Consider the following 22,272-nt stretch of genomic DNA (forward strand, 5'->3'; position numbering starts at 1 on the left):
AAAGAAAGTCTCTTTCAACATGAAAGAGACTTTCTTTAATTCCGGTTATTGATTCTTTGTAGCTGAATTATCTGCTAATGTAGCTGTTTTCGTCATTTTTTGACCGTTGCGGTAGAATGTAACCTCTACTTTTTCGCCTACTTTTTTCTTTTCATATAAATATTTACGGAATTGAAGTGAATTTTCTACTTTTTGATCATCTAATGCTACTACAATATCATATTGCTCTAAACCAGCTTTTTCTGCCGGAGATATTGGATAAATTTTACCTAATACAACTCCATTTGTTACTTCTTTTGGCACTTTTAATTGATTTACTGCATAAGCTTGCACATCTTCTAATGAAACTACACCGACTCCAAGTGCTGGACGTTTCACTACTCCATCTTTTTCAAGTGATTCAATAACTGGTTTTGCGATGTTAATTGGGATTGCAAAACCAATACCCTCTACTGATTGTTGTGCTATTTTACTTGAGTTAATACCGATTACCTCACCGTTTTGGTTAAATAATGCACCGCCACTATTACCAGGGTTAATCGCTGCATCTGTTTGAATAACTTGTGCTTGCCAATCCGGACGTTTATCACCATCAATATCAACTGGAATTTCACGCTCTTTACTACTGATGATACCTTCCGTTACACTTCCATCAAATCCTAATGGGTTACCGATTGCAATTGCTTTCTCACCCGCACGAATTTTACTTGAATCACCTAAACTTGCAACTTTATTCACATTAGATCCATCAATCTCTACAACTGCTAAGTCTAACCAAGGGTCCTTACCAACTAATTTCGCATCAACTTGCTTTCCGTCGCTCAGTTTAACAGCAAGTTTATTTGCACCATCTACTACGTGGTTATTCGTTACAATATATGCTTTATTTCCTGATTTTTTATAAATAACACCTGAGCCTGTACCAGCTGTTTCTTCTTGACCTGTCGGTTGCATTGCGAATGGATCGACGCTTTGCTGCATATTAATTACTCCTACAACAACATCCTTCGCACCTTCAATCATACCTGGTAAATCAGTTTCATTTTTCGCTTTATTTACAACTGGAACTACAGTTCCTTCTACTTGTTTATTAGAATTAAATGACGAAACAGCTGCACCATTATTTTGCACCCATGGCATGTACGGTGCTGCAAAACTAATTGAAACAGCTCCAACTACAGCTCCAACTAAACCTGTGAAAAAATATCCTTTTTTACTACCTGATTTTTTCATTTCTCTCATTTCACTATGCTCTTCATTTAAATTCGGTCCGTCGTAATATCCCATGTTTTCTTTCCCCTCTCTGGTGAATTCGTACTTTTAGTATAGTCACATTTTGTGTCCTTCTTGTGAACTCATCGTGAAATCCAATTAAAAAAATACTCCTATCTACCATTGTAGACAAGAAAAGTATTTTTTGTACATTCCACCTACAAAGGAGAGTGTAAATTTGCTATATTCCCAAGCTAAAGTGCATAGTAACTTAAAGATTATTCTTCAAATTTGTAACCTACTCGAATGACAGTACCGATATGCTTCGCTTTATCTCCTAGCTTATTTCTTAGTTTTTTAATATGTGTATCAACCGTTCGATCATCACCGTAGTAGTCATATCCCCATAACTGATCTAATAAATGTTGGCGTGACAACACAATTCCCTTGTTCTCCATTAAATAAACGAGAAGCTCAAACTCCTTATGTGTCAATATAATTTCTTCTCCATCTACTAAAACTGTTCTAGATAATCGATTCACTTCTATTCCAGCTAAAGACATAGCATTTTCTTCAGCTACTCCTACCGCGCCATCTGCACGTTTCAATAACGTCTTCGCGCGAGCTACTAACACTTTCGGGCTAAAAGGTTTTGTTACATACTCATCTGCACCTAGTTCAAATCCTAGTAATGTATCATCCTCATCAGAACGTGCAGTCAGCATAATAATTGGTACAGCTGACTCTTTTCTAATTCGTCTACAAACCGACCAACCATCTATTTCTGGTAACATAATATCTAACATAATTAAATCAATTGTATGTTCAGCAAATAATTCTAGCGCTTTTTTTCCATCTTCCGCTTCGATTACTTCAAAGCCCTCATTACGAAAATAATCACTAACAATTTCACGTAATCTTCTTTCATCTTCAACAAGTAATACTGTTTTATTCATCTGACCTATCCCGCCTTTTTACTCTTGCAATCGAATAATACGTTGATTGGAGCTTCCGCGAAATGGAAGTGTTAAATCTCTTTTCTCGAGTTCAAACCTTCCATCGACCAGAACGTCCCCATAATGTAACAACTCTATCATATCATTATTTTGGGCACTCTGTATCTCTTCTAACGTATAACCTGTATAAATCCATAAGTTTTTTTTCAAATCTTTCACTGCTTTTGCTACTTTTTTCACTTCAGCGGCTTGAAAAAATGGATCTCCACCTGAAAATGTTACATCGGTTAATGGATTTTTTTCAATCTCTTTCACAATTTCTTCTACCGTCATTTCAGTTCCGTTGCAAACATTCCAAGATTTCGGATTATGACAACCGATACAACGATGCGGACAGCCCGCAAAAAACACGACTGTCCGCAATCCTTCTCCATCTACTACACTATCATGAATGATATTCATAACTTTCATTTATGCTTCACCCGATCCATCTCTTCACTACGTTTCGCACTATTCCACTTCGACATATCTCCTACAAGATATCCTGTTATACGGCGAATTCTTTCTATTTCATGCTCATCTTCATTTCCGCAGTTCGGACATGCATTCCCGATAATGCCATGATAACTACAACACTTACAACGATCAACAGGGTGGTTAATTGAACCGTACCCTACTCCATACTCTGCCATCGCTTGTACAATTTGTTTTAACGCCTTTTGATTATGCACAGCTGCACCATCAAGTTCAATATACGTAATATGTCCACCATTACAAAGAGCATGGAACGGACCTTCTAAACGAATTTTATCTATCGCTTGCACGTTGTAATACACAGGTATATGGAATGAATTTGTATAATAGTTATGATTTGTCACACCACTAATTACACCAAATTCTTCTCTATCTTTTTTCACAAACTTTCCTGATAGCCCTTCTGCTGGCGTTGCAATTACAGAGAAATTGAGTTGATGCTCTTCCGTCGCCTTATCCATTCTCTCCCTCATAAAGGAAATGATTTCATATCCAATCTTCCACGATTCTTCATCTTCTCCATGGTGCTTCCCAGTTAAAGCTACTAAGCATTCCGCAAGACCGATAAAACCAATACTTAACGTCCCTTGTTTTAAAATCGGTGCCACAGTATCCTCAGGGTGTAATGTTTCTCCACCACGCCATACACCTTGTGAATATAAGAACTGAAAATCTCTTGCTCTCTTTGTACATTGATAAGCGAACCTCTCTAATAATTGCTTAATCCCTAAATCTAAGTAATAGCTTAGTGCTTCAAAAAACGCTTCTTTTGAACCGCTGATTAGCCCTAATTTCACTAAATTAATAGAAGTAAACGATAAATTGCCTCTTCCGATTGCTGTTTCTTCCCCATGGATATTAGACATAACACGGGTACGACATCCCATATAACATACTTCACTTTCAGGTCGACCATCATAATGCACAGCATTAAACGGAGCATCTAAAAACGAAAAGTTAGGGAATAATCGCTCAGCTGTCGTTTCTAACGCTAATTCAAATAAATCATAGTTCGGATCACATTCTTCAAAGTTCACACCTTTTTTCATTTTAAAAATTTGAATAGGGAAAATCGGTGTTTCTCCTTTGCCAAGTCCAGCTTGCGTCGCTTTTAAAAGTTGTTTAATTAAAAGTCTTCCCTCTTTTGATGTGTCTGTTCCGTAATTAATTGAAATAAACGGTACTTGTCCCCCGCCCCTACTGTGCATACTATTTGAATTATGAACGAAAGCTTCGCATGCCTGATACGTATCATTTTCAGTTTCTTTCCATGCAAATTCCTCTATTTGTTCTTTCGTAAGCGGATATGACTGTAATCGTTTTTTATGTCTCTCTACTGTTTTCCTCACATATGGAGTTAAATCAATATCAAAGAGTGCAAACGATTGACCACCGTGTTGCATATTTTGATTCGCCTGAAAAATAATTGAAGAAAGCGCCAACGCACTTTTAATATCTTGTGGTTGTCTCATATGTCCATGTCCAGTATGAAAACCGTTAGCAAGCATTTGTGCTAACGGAATTTGTGAACAAGTCGTCGTTCCTGTCGCATAAAAATCTAAATCATGTGGATATAATATATTTTGATCTATCGCTTTTTTCACTTGATCTGATAGTAAATTTTCGACTGCATAATATTTTGCACTCTCAGATGCGAACGTTCCCATTACGCCCATTGGAGATCGGCCATCTACATTTGCATTTTCCTGCATTAAATCTTGTTCATTACCGTGGATAATTGTCTCAAATACTTTCATTAATTCTTCTCCACGTACATTTTGTTTCAACATTCATAACCCTCCACCAACATGTTGTTGTCTTTTGATTAAAATCATACAACATATAGTCTTATTGTTTCTGTGAGAAATGTAACATTCCTGTGAAATTTTTTTCACGAAATAATGAATTTTTCATTTACAAAAAAGAAATGTGCTCTTTACAAATGTATGGTACAATATACGGGAAAAACTCTTTTTACCCTTTATCAACACATTTGAATAAAGGAGACTGAACTTATGGTTACTACATATCTTTTATTTATCGTTGCCTACTTACTTGGCTCGATTCCATTTGCACTAGTCGTTGGAAAAATCGGTTATGGAATCGACATTCGTGAGCATGGAAGCGGTAATTTAGGCGGAACAAATACATTCCGCACACTAGGGAAAAAAGCAGGTTTTATCGTTACAATTGCTGACATTTTAAAAGGTACTTTAGCAACAAGTCTACCGATTATTTTCGGGTTAGATATTCACCCACTATGGTTCGGATTAGCAGCGGTTCTTGGACATGTATATCCAATCTTCGCAAAATTCCGCGGGGGGAAAGCAGTTGCAACTTCTGCTGGGGTACTATTATGTTACTCACCAGTTGTTTTTGTAATATTAGCTGTTATCTTTTTCAGCCTTTTATTTACAACAAGATACGTATCACTTTCTTCTATGGTAACAGCTGTTGCTGCTGTTATTGCATCCATTGTTAGCGGGGATAAAATCTTCATTATTGCGATGTGTTTATTAGCAGGTATGGTTATTTATAAACACCGTGCAAATATCGGACGAATTATAAATAAAACTGAACCAAAAGCAAACTTTTCAAAAAAGCAAAAATAAGATCGTAGCCCACATAACGCAAAAAGAAAACGTGAAGCATATTAATAGCGTCTTTTTGCGTTATTTTTTATACTTAAGAAAAAGCAATATAATTTGGAGGAACTATACATGAATCTTTCCGTAACAAAAGAAGCAGCACAATGGTATAAAGACGAATTAAACTTACAATCAGGTGAAACACTACGCTTTTTCGTACAATACGGTGGTTGCAGTACTGTGCAAAAAGGACTTTCTTTAGGAATTCGTAAAGATGACCCTGCACATCCTGCTGTTCAAATTCAAGAAGAAGGTATTAATTTCTTTATTGAAGGCGATGACGAATGGTTCTTCGATGGACATAATTTATTAGTTACACTTAATGACGGTGATGATTTCCCTCAATTTAATTATGAAAAATAAAAAAGCGTGGCTACTGCCACGCTTTTTTATTTCTTTTTAATTTCCTCATATTTCGCATACCACTCAGGATATAATTTTTTAAATGATACAGGGCGAAAACCTTCTTTTTTCGCACAAATATTCGTTGTACTTGCCGTAATACAAAGCTCACCATCGCCGTTATAAATTTCATATCCATATACAACACGAAGTGGACTCACAGTATCAATCCATGTTTTCACAATGGCCTTTTCTCCATAACGCATCGCTTTACGGTATGAGATTTGCAAGTCTAATACAGGAGAGATAACTCCCTCTTTCTCCATTTCAACATATGAAAATCCTAATTCTTGTATAAGTTTCGTGCGTCCAAGTTCCAGCCACACTAAATAGTTTGAATGGTAAACAACACCCATTTGGTCTGTTTCCGCATAGCGGATTTCAATTTCATGTTCTGCTACAAACATTTCTATTCGCCTTCTTTCACTTCTGCTACCTTGCATACATTTAATCATAATACAGTGGAATCAAAAATAAAATAAAAACAGTGAATCTTTTATTGAAAGGGGCAAGCACATGATTCAAATTGTAACTGTTCGTAGCGGTGATAGTGTATATAGTTTAGCTTCAAAATATGGATCTACACCTGAAGAGATTGTAAAAGACAATGGTCTAAATCCAGCCGAAACACTCGTTGTTGGTCAGGCACTTATCGTTAATACGAAAGGCAATAATTATTATGTACAGCCTGGTGACAGCCTGCATCGAATTTCTCAAACATATAACGTTCCTCTCGCTAGTTTAGCTAAAGTTAATAACCTTTCATTAAAATCTATTCTCCATGTCGGACAACAATTATATATACCAAAAGGGACAAAAAGAGCAGCAGAATCCATCGCTTATTTACAACCTTCAACAATTCCAATAAAAGAAAGTTTAGTAAGTGCTACACGTGCTATCAACCCATTTTTAACCTATTTAGCCTACTTTAGTTTTGAAGCAAAAAGAAACGGTACTTTAAAAGAACCAACCGAAACAGCTAAAATCGCTAACCTTGCAACGCAAGGTAAAACCATCCCTATGCTCGTTATTACAAATATCGAAAATGGAAATTTCAGTGCCGATCTGGCATCTGTTCTTTTACGCGACGCAACCATCCAAAATAAATTTATTACAAACATTTTGCAAACAGCTGAAAAATATGGCATGCGAGACATTCATTTTGATTTCGAGAATGTGGCGCCCGAAGATCGTGAAGCATATAATCGTTTTTTACGAAATGTGAAAACACGCTTACCGAACGGGTACACATTAAGTACAACTCTCGTACCAAAAACAAGCTCCACTCAAAAAGGAAAATTTTTTGCAGCCCATGATTATAAAGCACAAGGGCAAATTGTTGATTTCGTCGTTATTATGACATACGACTGGGGTTGGCAAGGTGGGCCACCGATGGCAATTTCTCCTATTGGTCCTGTAAAAGAAGTACTTCAATATGCAAAATCTCAAATGCCTCCACAAAAAATTATGATGGGGCAAAATTTATACGGTTTCGATTGGAAACTACCGTTCAAACAAGGGAATCCACCAGCAAAAGCAGTTAGCTCTGTCGCAGCTGTTGCACTAGCTCGTAAATACAATGTTCCTATCCGCTATGATTTCACAGCTCAAGCTCCCCATTTTAATTACTTTGACGAAAACGGCGTACAACACGAAGTATGGTTTGAAGATTCACGGTCCGTACAAAGTAAATTTAATTTAATGAAAGAGCAAGGTATAGGCGGCATTAGCTATTGGAAAATTGGTCTACCATTCCCACAAAATTGGCGTTTACTCGTTGAAAACTTTACAATCACGAAAAAGGGCTGACTTCCGTCAGCCCCTTTTTTTGTACATTCTGTTAAGATTCATCTTTTATTTCACTTTTAAATGAATCAATACTTTCTAAACGTCTTTGATTTTTCGCTTCAATAGCAGCACGATCTTTTTCATTAGAAAGCTCAGCTGTTTCTTTTGCTTCATTAAAATTATCAATCGTATTTTGTACCATTTCTTGTAATTTTTCAGCGTTGTCACTTCGATTGTCTGGATTCGGCATGTTATTCCCTCCTAATTATATATACTATCTTAAATTACCTATACTCCTTTAAATTTATACATAAAAAGGAGAATGCAACATTCTCCTTTTCTTTAACCGTTATCTACAATCGGTTGTTTGCCAGTTTGGTCTTGCATTTGCTTCCCTTTATTGCCACCAGCTTTTTTCGATTGTGTTCCAATTTGATTTGGTGCAAAGTCTTTTGAATTCTTTTTCGGATTACCCATTACTATCGCCTCCTTAATACTAGTATCGTACTAGTGTTAAGAATTATTCAGCCTGCTTAAAAAGTTTCATTTCATAACGTTTTTCAATTCGCTCTTCAATTCGATCGATTGCATCACGATCGCTTAATAATTGTTGTTTATTTTCATTTACAAGTTCTTCAAACGACTTGCGGCGACTTCTTCTCATGTTGCTCACCCTTTCTCCTTCGCTTTCTTACTACATAGTATGAGCAAATGAAAAACTCTTTAATCAGATTTATAAGAAAATTTTATGTTTTGATAAAAAATCCCATGCGCATATTTTACGCATGGGATTTTTTACACCATCATATTTAAATACTTTTTAATTTCTTCATCTGCATTTACTTTATTTGCTCTATATTCATCCAGCGCTCGTAATACCGAATCGTATTCTTCTACAATGTAGCTCTCTAACTTCAAAATGTCCTCTACACTGTCAATCATAATTCTCGTGTTGCCAATCTCACTTTTCAATGCTGCCTCACATGTTAAGCTCGTACAAATTCCTCTTACATCGTCTTCCATTTTTTCTGTTAACACATATTTCTTTCGCCCTTTTACCTTTAACCTTATAATTGGATAAAAAGCCTTTATATCTAAATAACTCCCGACATTCATACAACGAATCCATTCAATATCACGTTTATTTCGCACAAGTATTTCTTTTACCGCTTCAAATACCGCTGTGTCATCCAGTACTTCTTTCTTTGCTTTTCTCTTTCCTTCTTCTTCAACTGATGCACATCTTTGATAAACAGCTGCACATGTAATACAATCGTCAAATGCATTATGAGAACTTAAGCGAATTCCAAGCATTCGTTTTAACGTTTCCAGTTTATGATTAGGCGCATGCTTCATATATTTTTTCGCTAAAAAGACAGTATCAATAACGTTATTTTTAGGCTCAGGTAGTCCAAGCATATTTACATTACTCTTTAAAAAACGCATATCAAAAGAAGCATTATGTGCCACAATAATATTTGTATCTAGAAATGCTAAAAATAAAGGTAATACTTCTTCAATTGTTGGTGCGTCTGAAACACGATAATTTGTAATACCTGTTAAACTCGTAATTCGGTTTGGAATTGGACGCTCTGGATTCACATACGATACAAATTGATCAATCAGTTCATGATTACGGTACTTCACAGCTGCTACTTGGATAATTTTATCATTATAGGGATTAAACCCTGTCGTTTCAAAATCAATTACAACATAATCTAATGGTAAGGATACATTCCCCAATCCATACACTCCCTCATCTGTTATTAACGGTTATCTTTCTTTTATCATATCACGAAGTCCTCACTCTATGAAAAAGAAAAGGCAGAAATGGCCAATATCCATCTCTGCCTTTTTACTTATTATTTCAATTTCGCAATCCGTTTTTCCATCTCTTTTTGTGTCATCGGTCCGATAAACTTATCTTGGATGACACCTTTTGTATCTATAAAATAAGACGTTGGGATTGTAATTACTTTATACGCTGTCGTCACATCAATGTTCTTGTCCAATAAAATAGGAAAAGTAATTCCTTTTTCCTTAGCAAAATTGCTTACCTTCTCTTCTCCCCCACCTTTTTCTGAAGGAGTATAATTTATAGCTAAAATTTCTACGTTTTCTTTATGCTCTTTATAAAAGGCCTCCATATCAGGCATTTCTTGCTGACATGGCCCACACCACGTTGCCCAAAAGTTTAAAATAACTTTCTTCCCTTTTAAATCGGATAATTTTGTATTCGTTCCATCTATCTTTGTTAATTCAAAATCTGGTGCGCTCTTTCCAATTTCAATACCGTTCCTTGCGATAATCTCTTTCATAGCAGCTTCACTTTTTTCTTGCTTCCCTTGTACTGCCTGATCCTTTTTACCAAACTGTTCATACGCTGCATATCCCGCTAAACAAAGTAACACTACAATAATGGTAAGTTTCCGCCACATATTATATCACCCTTACGTGTTTATCTTCTTGTAACATAATTACCTCAATACTATATACCTTATTTTAGCTTATACGGACAAGCTTGGAAATATTCACATTCGAAATAGTTAGAATATTCATAGCGGAGATAAAACATTTTCCTTTTTATCATATAATTAGAAATACATACAAAACCTGCGAGGTGATATGTATTTTACAACTACTTATCAACCCATTTACTTTTGTTTTCTTCACTTTACCCTTACTATGTATTTTTTTTAGTTGCTTACTATACAAATTCAAATGGGCTGCTATTATTATTTCTTTTACTGTTCCACTTACATTTTTTATTATCGTCTCTGGATTTGATATATACCTAGCTTTACAAAACTTAGATGCTTGGATTGTTTATGGTGCTGTTTATTCTGTACTTTCCTATATAACAGCAGCGCTAATACGAAGAAAACTGCACATATAGAACTTTCAAAAAGGGAGGTATTTTTATGAATTTATTCGAAAAAATACTATTATATATTCTTAGTTTTATATTTTCCCCAATCGGAATTATCACTTGGATTATCTCGCTCTTCAGTAAAGATCCTGAAAAAAAGAAAGTTGGACGTATTTGTCTCTATATCGCTTTAATCTCATTTATCCTTTTAGCAGGCCTCGGTATTCTTAGTTTCTTCACAATGACTATCACCACTACTACACAATAGTTACAGAAAGGATGATTTTTTTGGGAGAACACCCTATTAGTAAAGAACTTCGCTATATACGAATATGCTTAGTTATTTTAGTAATCGTTCTTTTATTTTTCAACGGTGGAAGGGTCGTTGAAATTTCTACAAATCATGATTCCACAGAAAGTGCTTCCACCAGTAATATGACACAGATTGCTGAAAATACATTTGCTATTCAAGAATATAATCCATCACTAAGTAGCGAACATACGGTCAAAATTTTCAAATATAACCCAGATACAAATCAACTTACTTTAGTCAAAGAATTTAGTACTAGCGATCCTGAGTCTTATACGTATCAACTTAATAAGACTGAATAAAGATAAGAGCGCTACGCAGCTCTTATCTTTTTGTTTGCATCTCTTTGAACAATGAGTTGCAATTTAATAATTCTCTAGGATTCCCACATTCCACAATAACTCCATTCTTCATTACAATAACCCGATCAGCTATCATCGCCCTTTCTACATCATGTGTCGTCACAATTTTCGTTACGTTTTCTCCCAACCCTTCAATCATATTCCAAACAGCTTGTTGATTACCTGGATCCAATCCAGCAGTCGGTTCATCTAAAATAACAATATTCGGCTCTGTTACAATCGCTCGCAGTAACGCAAGACGCTTTCTTTCTCCTCCCGAAAACTCTTCTCCACTTTTGTGCAGTACAGTATGGATTCCTTCTGATAAGTTTTTTAAGATTGTCTTCATATTTACAAGCTCGATACTTTTTTTAAACTGTTTTTCTATAATATCTTCTTGAAAATGTATATTCTCTTTTACTGTCGCCCGAAAAAAACTTGGTTCCTGCCATACAGTAGTCATACGAGCTTTCTTACCGTAATAAGCAACCATACCACTTGAAGGCTTATATAATCCTGTTAATAACTTTAATAAGGTTGTTTTTCCAGCACCACTTTCTCCCACAATGATAACAAGTTCACCAGGAGAAATTTGCAAATCAATATTTTTAATTCTATACTTCTCCTCACCGTTCTCTTGAAATGAAACATTTTTCAACTTCATTCCCATCGCTCTTTCTACATTTCTATCTTCAGCTCGTATATCTAAAAAGCAAAAAACTCGATTTGCCGATGCAACAGCAACTTGTGTCATCATTAATAAATCACTCGCATAACGAACAGGGAAAAATAACGTCTCAATTGTAGCTAATATCGCAACGAGTGATCCAACTTCCATATCCCCTTTCATTATTTTTTGTGCTCCTATAATAAGAACAACTATATATGCTCCTGTTTCTATTACCGTTCCTACTATCCCAATACAATGTTGTATCATAGTCTTTTTTACTTCCGTTTTATAAGACTTTGTTGTCACTCCTTTAAATAAGCCAATTGCCCAGCTCTCTTTTTGTAAACTACGCAAATCTTGTATACCCCTTACAAACTGTGACATCATCTCTACAACACTTGAATGATTTTTTTGAGCAATACTCGCTACATTTCTCACCTTTTTCGTCGTAACTATCGGAACAATCGTACTTAAAAATAAAAACGGAGTAACCCACCATATAAACTGTATATCGATATGCTGAAGCGCTATTAATGCCCCAATAAATTGCGCGATTGCATGAATGTATTCAATTAATATAGATCCATATAACCTTACCCAACTCGGAATATCAGAAATGACTAATGTTTCTAATTCTCCTTGTTTTACCTTCTCACTTTCTTCAAATGGTAATGACAAAAAGTGACGTAATAAATCTATACGCTTCTCTCGTAATATACGTTGACTCGCTTTTGTACTTATATAACCAAACAAAAGTGTATTCGTCCACATCAAAAACCAACTACCTGCAAATAATGCAATGTACATATACGCCCATTCTAACTCTCGCTGAATAAGGTTATCTACAATTAACCCCATTAAAAGAGGTCTAGATAAATTTAAAATAGCAGCTATCATCCCACTACATATCGCAGTAATTAACAACAGCTTTTCTTGCAACAGCGGCAACACAATTTTTCTATACTCATTCATCATCATTCCTCCAAATTTGCATAAAAAAAGGAAAGGGATGAAACCAAATGGTTTCATCCCTTTCCTCTGTACATAAAGTAAGGAAGCTAACATATGTCAGCTTCCTTATCATTCATTACAATTATTTAGTTCGATACTTTAGACTCTTCGATTTTCTCACGAAGAACCATTTGTAAAATACCACCGTGACGGTAATAGTCAATTTCAACTTCACTATCGAAACGAGCTACTACTTCGAATTGTTTTTCATTGCCTTCTGCATCGATTGCAACTACTTTTACAAGATCGCGTGGTCTAACTGTTTTGTCAATTTGAATTTCAAATGACTCGTTACCAACAAGACCTAATGTTTCAGCGCTTTCGCCATCTTTAAATTGTAATGGTAATACGCCCATTAACACTAAGTTACTGCGGTGAATACGCTCGAAGCTTTCTGCGATTACTGCTTTAATACCTAATAAGTTTGTACCTTTCGCAGCCCAGTCACGAGAACTTCCCATACCGTAATCTTTACCAGCAACAACTAGAAGGCCTGTGCCATCTTCTTTGTATTTCATAGCAGCATCATAGATAGATGTTACTTCACCAGTTGGCCAATATGTTGTATATCCGCCTTCTGTTCCTGGTGCGATTTGGTTTTTAATACGGATATTTGCGAATGTACCACGCATCATAACTTCATGGTTACCACGACGAGAACCGTAAGAGTTAAAGTCAACTGGTTGTACGCCGTTTTCTAATAAATAGCGTCCTGCTGGCGTATGCTTACCAATTGAACCTGCTGGTGAAATGTGGTCTGTCGTTACAGAATCACCAAATTTACCAACTACGCGTAAACCTGATAACGTTTCAACTTCACCTGGCTCTTTAGATAATCCTTCAAAGAACGGTGGGTTTTGAATGTATGTTGAATCATTATCCCAAGTATATAAAGCTTCATTTGAAGTTTGGATTTCATTCCAACGCTCATTGCTGTTAAATACTTGCGCATATTCTTTTTTGAACAATTCAGATGTAACAACACTTTGAACTACATCTTCAATTTCTTTAGCTGATGGCCAAATATCATTGAAGTAAATAGAGTTGCCATTTGCATCTTTACCGATTGCATCATTTTTCAGATCAATATCAACAGTACCTGCAAGTGCATATGCCACAACAAGTGGTGGTGACGCTAAGTAGTTTGCCTTTACAAGTGGATGAATACGACCTTCAAAGTTACGGTTACCAGATAAAACAGATGTTACCAATAAGTCGTTTGCTGCGATCGCTTCTTCTAATTCCTCTGCTAATGGACCAGAGTTACCGATACAAGTCGTACAGCCGTAACCAACTGTTTGGAAACCTAATTGATCTAAATACGTTGTTAAACCAGACTTATCTAAGTACTCTGTAACAACTTTAGACCCTGGTGCTAACGATGTTTTTACGTAACCAGGTACTTTAAGTCCTTTTTCAATTGCTTTCTTCGCAACTAAACCTGCTCCAATTAATACGTATGGATTTGACGTATTTGTACAGCTTGTAATCGCAGCAATTGCAATTCCGCCTGTTTTCATCGTTACTTCTTGATCTTTTAATGTAACTTTCACTTCTTTATCAAACTCTTGCTCATTGAATCCAAGTCCTTGTGTTCCAACTGGTGCTACAACAGCTCTATGGAACTCCTCTTTCATATTTGAAAGCGGGATTAAATCTTGCGGACGTTTCGGCCCAGAAAGGTTAGATTCAATTGTATTTAAATCAATTTCAACAAGATCAGTGTAGATTGGATCTTTACTGTCCGCTGTATAGAATAAGCCATTTGCTTTACAATATTCTTCAACAACGCGAATTTGCTCTTCATCTCTACCTGTTAAACGTAAGTATTCTAATGAAATGTCGTCGATTGGGAAGAATCCACAAGTTGCACCGTATTCTGGTGCCATATTTGAAATTGTTGCACGGTCAGCTAAAGGCATGCTCTTTAGTCCATTACCGAAGAACTCAACAAATTTACCAACTACACCTTTTTGACGTAGCACTTGTGTTACTTTTAATGCAACGTCAGTTGCTGTTGTACCACTTGGAAGTGTACCAGTTAATTTCACACCGATTACTTCAGGTACTGGGAAATATGAAGGCTGTCCAAGCATTCCTGCTTCTGCTTCAATACCACCAACGCCCCATCCAAGAACACCGATACCATTAATCATTGTTGTATGTGAGTCTGTTCCAACTAATGAATCTGGGTATGCAACTAAGTCACCTTCAGCATTTTTCACCGCATGAACAACCGGTGCTAAATATTCAAGATTTACTTGGTGTACAATACCTGTTGCTGGTGGAACTGCACGGTAGTTATCAAATGATTTTTGTGCCCAGCTTAAAAATTTATAACGTTCTTCATTACGTTTAAACTCTAAGTCCATGTTGAATGCAAGTGAGTCTGCCGTACCCGCTCTATCAACCTGTACAGAGTGGTCAATTACAAGGTCTACAGTAATTTCAGGATTAATTTTATCAGGATCCCCGCCCATGTCTGCCATTGCTTTACGAAGCGAAGCCAAATCTACAACAGCTGGAACACCTGTGAAGTCTTGTAAGATTACACGAGATGGTTTAAATGGAACATCAATATCTTGAACATCTTTCGTTCCCCATTTCGCTAAATTTGTAACATGCTCTTCTGTAATTACGCGTCCATCTACTTGACGAAGTACAGATTCAAGTAAAACTTTAACGGAATATGGTAATTGAGATACGTTGCCAACCCCTGCATTTTCAAGCGCTTTCAATTGATAATAATGATACGTCTTTCCATCTAATTCAAAAGTTGCACGTGATTGAAATGGATTATGTTTGACCATTATGTTTCCCCCCTGTTAAACGTGACTAATTTGTCTGAATATAAAATGTAGACAAACTTTTCAATACCTTACGATAATATCTTATTACAACTTTCTAAATAAGTAAATAATAAGAAACTTATAGATTATAATAAGTTTTCTTTATCTTTCTAAATTTGAATAGTGTCCATGCTCCTTATAAATACTATTATTGTAAAGTAAAGCACTCTACTTTACGTTCATATATGTTATGAGCAACTCATGTTTCATCTATAAAAACATTATAGAGGTGAGAAAAAATGGGTAAACGAAAAGCAAATCATACTATTTCAGGAATGAATGCAGCATCCGCGCAAGGACAAGGAACTGGTTATAACGAAGAATTTGCAAATGAGCCTTTAACAGCTGCGCAGCGACAAAATAACAAGAAGCGAAAAAAGAATCAGTAACGAAAAATCCCAAAAGGTTCACCTTTTGGGATTTTTTTTAATGCTTATAACGTAATAGCTCCGAAACCTTCACAAATCGATATCCTTGCTTTTTGAGCTCTGGTAAAATTTTTGCCAATGCCGCCACTGTTTGACTACGATCATTCCCCCCGTCGTGCAACAGTACAATATCTCCGCTTTTAGCATTTTTCACAACATGATTCACGATAGATTCTGTACCAGGGTTTGCCCAATCACGAGGATCTTGATGCCATGACCATAAAACAATTTGATAGCCAGCTTCTTTTGCTGTTGTAAATACAGCGTCATTAATATATCCACCTGGTGGACGGAACAATAAAGGTTCTTTTACCCATTCTTTAAAATATTTTTTTCCATCTAAAATGTCATTTTTCAACTTTTCATCTGAAGAACTATTTGCATACAAATGATTCATCGTATGATTTCCGATTTCATGCCCCTCTTTTAGCACTCGCTTTACTAAGTATGGATTACGCTGAACTCGAAAGCCAATCATAAAAAAAGTCGCTTCCGCTTTATATTGACGTAATAAATCTAATACTTGCGGTGTATAAGTTGAATCCGGTCCATCATCAAATGTAATCGCAATGATTTTCTCATTATTAGGTACTTCCCATGTTACATAACCAGTCGGTTCTAACTCTTTCCTTAACAACATTTTCGCTTCCACTTTGTCCACTTGAAATATATGTACTGCACACATTAAGGAAAAAATTAAAATAAAAATTTTTCGTTTCAGCATAGTAGCGCTAAGAGTAATGGGGTTGTTGAATTCACAACAACCTTCCTTTACTTTTCTAATTGATCTACATTCTGCATAATATTTTGGAGATTACTTTCATATTCCTCAAGTTGTGGACGTTGTGTTTCTGATGCTACTTCAAGTGCATTTTGAATCTGTTCGTACGCCTCCTGAACTTCTTGGCGTAGTTCTTTTAAATCATGACCGTAATTCGGATCATTTTTCACAATATTATTAAATACATTTTCCGCTTGAACAAATCCTTGCTGCGCGGCCTGAAAAGCTTGTTGCTTATTTTTATGATATGGCATAATACTTTCCCCTTTCTATATTAGTTAGTCCTACTTATCTTTACCCTTTTCTCTAAAAACATTCTCGTATAAATTCGCAAACTTCTCTCATTCTAAATAAAAAGAGGGGGTGTAAAATACAATGGGTAAAAACAATAATCAATCTAATCGTCAAAACGAGAAGAAAGGGTACTCTTCTGGGCAGCCTGAACCTTTAAGCGGGTCTCATAAAGTAAAAAACCGTAACCATTCACGCCAAAAAAATCATGCACATCATGATATGTAAAAAAACATTCACACTAGCTATATTTGTCACATACACTGTTTATATTTTTCATTTATTCTTCACCCCTACTTCATTCATGCATAACATAGTATGAATTGAGCTTTTACGGAGGGTGTCGTACATGGGCAAGAAAAAGAAGAATTGTCTTTTTCATGTTGATGGTTTCGAAGAATGGATGGATCAATTTTGTTCCGATTCTTATAGTAACTTTAGTTTTCCAAATCAAATTCATATTGACCTTTGTGAAACAGAACAAGAATACATTTTGGAAACAGATGTACCAAATGTAACTGAACAGAATGTACTCATAAAAAAGATGGAGACAGGCCTAAACATTTGCATACTTCATAACAATGCTTCTTTACAGCGAATAATTCCCTTACCTGCTAATATTATTTACAAGAAGATGCTAGCCTGTTTAGAAAATGGATTTTTAACCATTCATATTTCCAAAAATGAAGTTGCTAATGAGCATGAAAAGAAAGTCTTTTTTTCGCATTAAGGATCGATATAAATACAAACAGAAGCCCGATCAAATTTTTAGTTTGCTCGGGCTTCTGTTATTTCGCATGTATTTCTATTTTAGAATTTCTAATATATCTTTTTTTCAATAAACCTTTTGTAACTAAAAGGACTGGAAATGCTACAGTTGAAAATATGGCTAATATGAAAAATACTACAAAACCATTTTGATATCCATAGTAATCGAGGAGTATCCCGCCAAACCAAGGACCAATTACTCCGCCAATTCCAGAGAAGCCCATCGCTCCGAAATATGTACCCTTTAGATTTGAAACAGCTATATCATCTATAAATACATCTGTCATTGAGAACATTAGAACTTCTCCAACTGTAAAAATAATTGTACAGATGGCAGCACCTAGTATGGATTCTACTATTCCAAATCCAAACAATCCCCCGCTCACAAACAACGTTCCGACTATAATAGACGCTAATGGCGTATACCTTTTACACATTTTAATAACAGGGTATTGAATGGCCACTACTACAATCGCATTTAAAGTTAGCATATATGAAAATAACTTTACTCCATCTTGAAATATATGTGCGTTTGCAAAGTATTGAGATACTGTCGTCGTTAAATGTGAAAAGCCACAATTACTCAAAATAATACCGACTAACGCAACTAAAAATACTATGTCTTTTCGTAAAATACGAATTGCATTTAACATCGTGACGGGTTTTTCTGTATTTATTTTCTTCTTTTCAAGTGGGTACTTCTTAAATTGCAACGCTAATATCGCTGTATATAGAATGTACACTCCAGCGGCTACTAAAAACGGAATTGTTGATTTGGCACTTCCAATTTGTAATCCAACAAGTGGACCAATCGCTACCCCAACATTTATTGCACCGTACCGTAAGTTATAAACGAGTAAACGATACTCTGGTTTCGTTAAATCTGATAATAACGCTCTTGATGTTGGTTCAAAAAATGAACGACACAATCCATTCAAAGCGTTTAATAGAAAAAAACTCAAAACATGATCTGCAACTGAAAATCCTATAAATACAAAAACCCAAACAATCATGGACCATATTATTATTATATTTCGGCCAAATCGGTCCGATAAATTCCCCCCAATAAAACTAGCAAACACTCCAACAAGTGCACTCGTTCCAATAATAGCACCAGTCATTCCAGCCGATACGTCTTTAACGGTTGTTAAATAAATCGCTAAAAAAGGAATACTCATTGAAGTGGCGAATCTCGCAAATAAAGTCCCTATAATTATTGTCATGCCTAGCGGATGAATCTGTTGTAACTTCCCCTTCATCTTTAGATCTACTCTCCCTTTTTCTACATAAAAAAAGAAAGCAAAGGATCTGCTTTCTTTTTCCTTTTTCTATACTTGAGATGTTTACACCCGAGCTGTTCTCGTTATGTCCATATCAATTCCATATGTAAACTGTAATTCTTTACAAACATCTTTAATTAAAATTACAACATTATACTTTTCATTAAATTCTAATACAATGCTTTCTACTTCTTCATATGTATACTTATATTCGCCAGTAATTACACTTTTTAAATCAAAGCATTCATTAATACATAACTGGACAAGTAATTGATCATACTTCTCTATCACATCTTCTTTTTTCCAAAGTAACTCTTTTACATATAACCGATCAAATTTCACACTTTCTCGATTACATTCCGTTAAAATCCGGGTCATTTCATTTAATTCTCGATATAATTCAGAAATATTTCTGTTTAAACTAAGCAGTTTATCTACGCCGTTATCATACAGCATTTCTTTCCACCCCCGCATTTTCTTTTCCTTATTATAGCAAGAAAATTCTAAAAATAGTTTCTTTCTTCTGAAATATTAGGAAACTTATTTCGATTGCTTTACAATGAAACTAGTGAACACGAAAGGGGAAAACAAATTGGAACAAAAATTATATTACAACGACGCTTATCAGCAAGTCTTTACAACTAAAGTTATAAAACAAGATATTGATTCAGCAGGAAACTTGTACGTTGTTCTAAATGAAACTGCATTTTATCCAACAGGTGGCGGACAACCACATGACACTGGAACTTTAAATGACATTCCGGTAACTAATGTCGAAGAGGTAGATGGAGAAATTCGTCATTTCATAGTAGAACAACTACATACAAAAGAAGTAGACGGGAAAATAGATTGGCAACGTCGTTTTGACCATATGCAACAACATACAGCTCAGCACATTTTATCTGCTGCTTTTTGGGATCATTTTAACATACCAACAATTGGGTTCCATCTTGGAAAAGAAACAGTGACAATTGATTTAGAGACGGCTAACCTTTCTACAGAGACCATTGAAAAGGCAGTACAAATTGCTAATCAAATTGTCTTTGAAAATCACCCTATTCGTATTGAATGGATGACCTTAGAAGAAGCGCAAAAATTGCCCCTTCGTAAAGAGCCAACTATGATAGAAAATATACGCGTTGTTATCATCGAAAACTATGACTACAACGGTTGCGGTGGAACACATCCGAAACATACAGGTGAAGTAGGCCCTATTCAAGTACTTAGCTGGGAGCGCAACAAAGGTGGTATACGTTTAACGTTTATCGCTGGTTGGCGCACACTTAAATTAATTAGGCAGCACCAACAAATTATTAAAGATGTTTCTAAACAATTGAACAGTAGCGAAACTGATATTCCAACAAAAGTAGCCCAGCTTATTACCTCTCAAAAAGAAAACGAAAAAGCAATGCAAACAATGAATGAAAAACTATTATTTGTAGAAGCAAATGAATTATTACAACAATCAGAAGAACTACATACTGGAACACTTATCTCTAAAGTATTTACAGATCGCTCAATGCCAGAAATCGCAAAACTGTCTGCTATCATTACAGAACAACAAGAACAGGCAATTACATACTTCGTCATTGAAAACGAAGAAAAACTACAATGCATCCTTACTTGTGGTAAGGCAGTGACACTCGATATGAATACACTTTTAAAAGATGCCCTCCCTTCTATTGAAGGAAAAGGCGGAGGAAATAAAAAGAGTGCCCGTGGCGGTGGGAAAGCAATTATGACTGGAGATGAGTTTTTAAATCAACTTATTTCTTCTTTACAATCTGCAGTGTAGATTATTTTATGAAAGGGATGTCATTGAACTGGATGACATCCCTTTCTCTTTTCTGCTTCGTACATAGTAATACAGTAAATGAAATTATATGAACGATTTTTCTAATATATCAACGATTCTATAAGAAATACCGATTTACCCACAAAATACAACAACAATCGCAACTTATATAGTAAGAGGAGTCTGTTCCAAAATAACAGCCTCCTCTTATGTTTACAAACCAATATTTTGTTTTAATCCTTGATAACTCCCTGCGTTTAGAAATCCTTCAGACACAAGTTTAATGAAAACCCCTGAAAAACCATAATTACTTAGTTTCTCTATCTCTACCATTTGTACATCATGAATTGGATTGTGATCAAATTCATTAGAAGGAAGCGTAAGTTCCCCTGTAACCCTTTCAAGTAGAAATGTAATATGTAATAAAGATGGTATAGTACCTGGTTTATCACAAACGTAAAGTAATTTCTTAATCTTAGTTTCTAATCCTGTTTCTTCTCGCATTTCTCGAATCATCGCTTCTTCTAACATTTCACCATTCTCTACTCTTCCTCCGGGTAAAGACCAATTCCGATTAGCGACTTTTTGTTTTACTAATAATACTTTTTCATCTTCAATTAAAATTCCCGTAACACGAACTTGCATTAAATTAGTCATACTCTCTCTCCTACTCCTATTAAATTTACAAATTAACCCTTCCACAAAAAGAACATACGTTTTATAATTAAAGGAAATTATGGAAGAAAGAAGTTGTTACATTCATGCGTCCACCTTTAACAAAAGCTATACCACTCGAAGATTTTCAAAATTATTATTGGTTAAAAGCAGAACTGCAAACATTTTGTCGTGAGCATGATTTACCCTCAAACGGCTCTAAAACTGAGATTTCTGAACGTATTACACACTTTTTGACTACAGGTAAAATATTAAAGAATTGTTCTAATCAAAAAAAGAGTAAAAACTCCCTCTCCTATAAAGATCTTTCTCTTCAAACGATTATTACTGAAAACCACCGCTGTAGCGAAGATGTCCGTGCTTTTTTTAAAGAAAAAATTGGAGTAAACTTCCGCTTTACAGTAGCCCTTCAAAAGTTTTTTAAAGAGAATGCAGGGAAAACATATGAGGATGCTGTAACGTTTTGGTATGAAGAAAACGAACGTAAAAAAGACCCAGCATATAAAACAAACATCGGTGCACAGTTTGAATACAATCGTTTTACTCGTGCTTTTTTCGAAGATCCATGCAACAAAGGAAAATCAAAAGCTGATGCTATCGCTGCTTGGAACGAAATAAAATCAAAACCTGGCAGTAATGTATATGTCCCTCAATAAGTAGAAAA

General features: G+C 35.5%; 27 protein-coding genes. 10 read left to right on the plus strand and 17 right to left on the minus strand.

Annotated features, from left to right (window positions below; all coding sequences use genetic code 11):
- Nucleotides 1-45: 45 nt before the first annotated feature.
- From MR109_RS00740 to MR109_RS00755, 4 genes are all read right to left on the minus strand, one after another.
- Nucleotides 46-1,287: a S1C family serine protease gene (locus tag MR109_RS00740; protein WP_242270580.1), complete on the minus strand. Its 1,242-nt coding sequence runs from the start codon at nucleotides 1,285-1,287 to the stop codon at nucleotides 46-48.
- 203 nt (nucleotides 1,288-1,490) lie between these two features.
- Nucleotides 1,491-2,168: a response regulator transcription factor gene (locus tag MR109_RS00745; RefSeq protein ID WP_002172881.1), complete on the minus strand. Its 678-nt coding sequence runs from the start codon at nucleotides 2,166-2,168 to the stop codon at nucleotides 1,491-1,493.
- A gap of 18 nt (nucleotides 2,169-2,186) precedes the next feature.
- Nucleotides 2,187-2,639, minus strand: coding sequence for an anaerobic ribonucleoside-triphosphate reductase activating protein (gene nrdG / locus MR109_RS00750; protein WP_002172882.1), 453 nt, complete (start codon nucleotides 2,637-2,639; stop codon nucleotides 2,187-2,189).
- Complete coding sequence (locus tag MR109_RS00755; protein WP_242270582.1) at nucleotides 2,636-4,492, minus strand: anaerobic ribonucleoside triphosphate reductase; 1,857 nt, start codon at nucleotides 4,490-4,492, stop codon at nucleotides 2,636-2,638. Before MR109_RS00755 ends, nrdG begins: the two co-directional genes overlap by 4 nt.
- A 225-nt stretch (nucleotides 4,493-4,717) precedes the next feature.
- On the opposite strand from MR109_RS00755, the gene plsY reads away from it, so the two are divergent.
- Nucleotides 4,718-5,314: a glycerol-3-phosphate 1-O-acyltransferase PlsY gene (gene plsY, locus MR109_RS00760; protein WP_048371379.1), complete on the plus strand. Its 597-nt coding sequence runs from the start codon at nucleotides 4,718-4,720 to the stop codon at nucleotides 5,312-5,314.
- Between the two features lie 108 nt (nucleotides 5,315-5,422).
- Nucleotides 5,423-5,713 (plus strand): HesB/YadR/YfhF family protein, encoded by a 291-nt coding sequence (locus tag MR109_RS00765; RefSeq protein WP_025148079.1) that lies wholly within the window; start codon nucleotides 5,423-5,425, stop codon nucleotides 5,711-5,713.
- Nucleotides 5,714-5,739: 26 nt separating this feature from the next.
- On the opposite strand, the gene MR109_RS00770 is transcribed toward MR109_RS00765, so the two are convergent.
- Entirely contained in the window at nucleotides 5,740-6,159 is a 420-nt protein-coding gene (locus tag MR109_RS00770; RefSeq protein ID WP_002172886.1) for an acyl-CoA thioesterase, read from the minus strand.
- A gap of 109 nt (nucleotides 6,160-6,268) precedes the next feature.
- Between MR109_RS00770 and MR109_RS00775 the strand changes: the two genes are divergently transcribed.
- Entirely contained in the window at nucleotides 6,269-7,561 is a 1,293-nt protein-coding gene (locus MR109_RS00775; protein WP_242270584.1) for a glycoside hydrolase family 18 protein, read from the plus strand.
- Between the two features lie 31 nt (nucleotides 7,562-7,592).
- Here the strand turns inward: MR109_RS00775 and tlp are convergent, their stop codons facing one another.
- From tlp to MR109_RS00800, 5 genes are all read right to left on the minus strand, one after another.
- Nucleotides 7,593-7,790 (minus strand): small acid-soluble spore protein Tlp, encoded by a 198-nt coding sequence (gene tlp / locus MR109_RS00780; protein WP_025148077.1) that lies wholly within the window; start codon nucleotides 7,788-7,790, stop codon nucleotides 7,593-7,595.
- 92 nt (nucleotides 7,791-7,882) lie between these two features.
- Nucleotides 7,883-8,017, minus strand: a complete 135-nt coding sequence (gene sspN, locus MR109_RS00785) for an acid-soluble spore protein SspN (RefSeq protein WP_000527988.1) — start codon at nucleotides 8,015-8,017, stop codon at nucleotides 7,883-7,885.
- Between the two features lie 43 nt (nucleotides 8,018-8,060).
- Nucleotides 8,061-8,204: an FbpB family small basic protein gene (locus MR109_RS00790; RefSeq protein ID WP_001254699.1), complete on the minus strand. Its 144-nt coding sequence runs from the start codon at nucleotides 8,202-8,204 to the stop codon at nucleotides 8,061-8,063.
- Nucleotides 8,205-8,335: 131 nt separating this feature from the next.
- Complete coding sequence (locus MR109_RS00795) at nucleotides 8,336-9,283, minus strand: 3'-5' exonuclease (RefSeq protein WP_242270586.1); 948 nt, start codon at nucleotides 9,281-9,283, stop codon at nucleotides 8,336-8,338.
- Between the two features lie 119 nt (nucleotides 9,284-9,402).
- The gene (locus MR109_RS00800) at nucleotides 9,403-9,978 is read right to left on the minus strand and encodes a TlpA family protein disulfide reductase (protein WP_242270589.1); all 576 of its coding nucleotides are present in this window, start codon (nucleotides 9,976-9,978) and stop codon (nucleotides 9,403-9,405) included.
- Between the two features lie 483 nt (nucleotides 9,979-10,461).
- On the opposite strand from MR109_RS00800, the gene MR109_RS00805 reads away from it, so the two are divergent.
- Both MR109_RS00805 and MR109_RS00810 read left to right on the plus strand, forming a co-directional pair.
- Nucleotides 10,462-10,677 (plus strand): hypothetical protein, encoded by a 216-nt coding sequence (locus tag MR109_RS00805; protein WP_025148074.1) that lies wholly within the window; start codon nucleotides 10,462-10,464, stop codon nucleotides 10,675-10,677.
- 11 nt (nucleotides 10,678-10,688) lie between these two features.
- The gene (locus MR109_RS00810; protein ID WP_242270591.1) at nucleotides 10,689-11,021 is read left to right on the plus strand and encodes a YmzC family protein; all 333 of its coding nucleotides are present in this window, start codon (nucleotides 10,689-10,691) and stop codon (nucleotides 11,019-11,021) included.
- A 22-nt stretch (nucleotides 11,022-11,043) separates the two neighbouring features.
- On the opposite strand, the gene MR109_RS00815 is transcribed toward MR109_RS00810, so the two are convergent.
- Together MR109_RS00815 and acnA are read right to left on the minus strand one after the other, a co-directional pair.
- Complete coding sequence (locus MR109_RS00815) at nucleotides 11,044-12,759, minus strand: ABC transporter ATP-binding protein (protein WP_242271213.1); 1,716 nt, start codon at nucleotides 12,757-12,759, stop codon at nucleotides 11,044-11,046.
- Between the two features lie 68 nt (nucleotides 12,760-12,827).
- Nucleotides 12,828-15,551 (minus strand): aconitate hydratase AcnA, encoded by a 2,724-nt coding sequence (acnA, locus tag MR109_RS00820; protein WP_242270599.1) that lies wholly within the window; start codon nucleotides 15,549-15,551, stop codon nucleotides 12,828-12,830.
- Between the two features lie 278 nt (nucleotides 15,552-15,829).
- Between acnA and sspO the strand changes: the two genes are divergently transcribed.
- A complete protein-coding gene (sspO, locus tag MR109_RS00825; RefSeq protein ID WP_025148070.1) occupies nucleotides 15,830-15,979 on the plus strand; it encodes a small acid-soluble spore protein O in 150 nt (49 codons plus the stop codon).
- Between the two features lie 37 nt (nucleotides 15,980-16,016).
- Here the strand turns inward: sspO and pdaB are convergent, their stop codons facing one another.
- Nucleotides 16,017-16,742 carry a polysaccharide deacetylase family sporulation protein PdaB gene (pdaB, locus tag MR109_RS00830; RefSeq protein WP_242270600.1) on the minus strand — a complete coding sequence of 242 codons (726 nt, stop codon included), beginning with the start codon at nucleotides 16,740-16,742 and terminating at the stop codon, nucleotides 16,017-16,019.
- 47 nt (nucleotides 16,743-16,789) lie between these two features.
- Entirely contained in the window at nucleotides 16,790-17,053 is a 264-nt protein-coding gene (locus tag MR109_RS00835; protein ID WP_025148068.1) for a hypothetical protein, read from the minus strand.
- Between the two features lie 121 nt (nucleotides 17,054-17,174).
- Here MR109_RS00835 and MR109_RS00840 point away from each other — a divergent pair, with 121 nt between their 5' ends.
- Nucleotides 17,175-17,318 (plus strand): small acid-soluble spore protein P, encoded by a 144-nt coding sequence (locus MR109_RS00840; RefSeq protein ID WP_002172897.1) that lies wholly within the window; start codon nucleotides 17,175-17,177, stop codon nucleotides 17,316-17,318.
- A 121-nt stretch (nucleotides 17,319-17,439) separates the two neighbouring features.
- Nucleotides 17,440-17,820 (plus strand): Hsp20/alpha crystallin family protein, encoded by a 381-nt coding sequence (locus tag MR109_RS00845; protein WP_048371391.1) that lies wholly within the window; start codon nucleotides 17,440-17,442, stop codon nucleotides 17,818-17,820.
- Between the two features lie 58 nt (nucleotides 17,821-17,878).
- On the opposite strand, the gene MR109_RS00850 is transcribed toward MR109_RS00845, so the two are convergent.
- Both MR109_RS00850 and MR109_RS00855 read right to left on the minus strand, forming a co-directional pair.
- The gene (locus MR109_RS00850; RefSeq protein WP_242270601.1) at nucleotides 17,879-19,117 is read right to left on the minus strand and encodes an MDR family MFS transporter; all 1,239 of its coding nucleotides are present in this window, start codon (nucleotides 19,115-19,117) and stop codon (nucleotides 17,879-17,881) included.
- 84 nt (nucleotides 19,118-19,201) lie between these two features.
- Complete coding sequence (locus MR109_RS00855; protein WP_002172900.1) at nucleotides 19,202-19,594, minus strand: hypothetical protein; 393 nt, start codon at nucleotides 19,592-19,594, stop codon at nucleotides 19,202-19,204.
- 136 nt (nucleotides 19,595-19,730) lie between these two features.
- Here MR109_RS00855 and MR109_RS00860 point away from each other — a divergent pair, with 136 nt between their 5' ends.
- Nucleotides 19,731-20,933 (plus strand): alanyl-tRNA editing protein, encoded by a 1,203-nt coding sequence (locus MR109_RS00860; protein ID WP_242270602.1) that lies wholly within the window; start codon nucleotides 19,731-19,733, stop codon nucleotides 20,931-20,933.
- Between the two features lie 213 nt (nucleotides 20,934-21,146).
- On the opposite strand, the gene MR109_RS00865 is transcribed toward MR109_RS00860, so the two are convergent.
- Nucleotides 21,147-21,590 (minus strand): NUDIX hydrolase, encoded by a 444-nt coding sequence (locus MR109_RS00865; RefSeq protein WP_002172902.1) that lies wholly within the window; start codon nucleotides 21,588-21,590, stop codon nucleotides 21,147-21,149.
- Between the two features lie 104 nt (nucleotides 21,591-21,694).
- Between MR109_RS00865 and MR109_RS00870 the strand changes: the two genes are divergently transcribed.
- Complete coding sequence (locus MR109_RS00870) at nucleotides 21,695-22,264, plus strand: DUF6434 domain-containing protein (protein WP_242270603.1); 570 nt, start codon at nucleotides 21,695-21,697, stop codon at nucleotides 22,262-22,264.
- Nucleotides 22,265-22,272 lie beyond the last annotated feature (8 nt).

The sequence above is a fragment of the Bacillus cereus group sp. BfR-BA-01310 genome (genome assembly GCF_022664325.1).
Taxonomy (GTDB): Bacteria; Bacillota; Bacilli; order Bacillales; family Bacillaceae_G; genus Bacillus_A; species Bacillus_A paramycoides.